Source organism: Methylobacterium tarhaniae, from assembly GCF_001043955.1.
Taxonomy (GTDB): Bacteria; Pseudomonadota; Alphaproteobacteria; order Rhizobiales; family Beijerinckiaceae; genus Methylobacterium; species Methylobacterium tarhaniae.
In genome coordinates this window covers 1-534 of sequence record NZ_LABZ01000253.1, presented here as the reverse complement: position 1 = coordinate 534, position 534 = coordinate 1, and the positions used below count along the sequence as shown (strand labels likewise).

At 63.5% G+C, this 534-nt stretch carries 2 protein-coding genes; both read left to right on the top strand.

What is annotated here, in order from left to right; genetic code table 11:
• The coding region (locus VQ03_RS34035; RefSeq protein ID WP_208605567.1) for a hypothetical protein at positions 1-258 on the top strand (258 nt) is incomplete at its 5' end.
• A gap of 10 nt (positions 259-268) precedes the next feature.
• Positions 269-534 (top strand): DUF2169 domain-containing protein (locus VQ03_RS27520; protein WP_048454110.1); only part of this gene is annotated, 266 nt, incomplete at its 3' end.

The window sequence follows — 534 nt, the reverse complement described above, 5'->3', positions numbered from 1 at the left end:
GTCGTCAATGTCGGGCAGACCATGCTGGAGAACGTCGGCAAGGCCCATACCCACACGGTCGGCGAGCAGTTCGTCATCAACGTCGGCAAGGAGATGCAGATCAACGTCGGCGAGGTGTTCCAGGTCGTCGTCGGAAAATCGACGCTGACGATGGACAAGGACGGAAACGTCACGATCACCGGTACGAAGATGTTACTCGGATTTTCAGACTCGGTGACAGCCTTCAGCAAGGTCATCGACTTGAACCCGAAGCGCTGAGGGCGTAGCGATGCTCATTCGCAACGAGACTCCCTTCGCCGCGATGGGATTCGGGCAGCTCCACCGCGACGGCGCCCCGATGGCGGTGCTCTGCGTGCGCGCCGGCTACGTGCTGAACCCCGACGGATCGCTTCAGCTCGCCGCCGACCAGGCGATCGTCCTCAACGACGTCTACGAAGGCGATCCGTTGCGCACGCCCCTGCTCCGCGTTGGTGATCTCATCCCCTACAAGCCCGCCGCGGATGTCACGCTGCTCGGCGCGGCCCACGCGCCGGG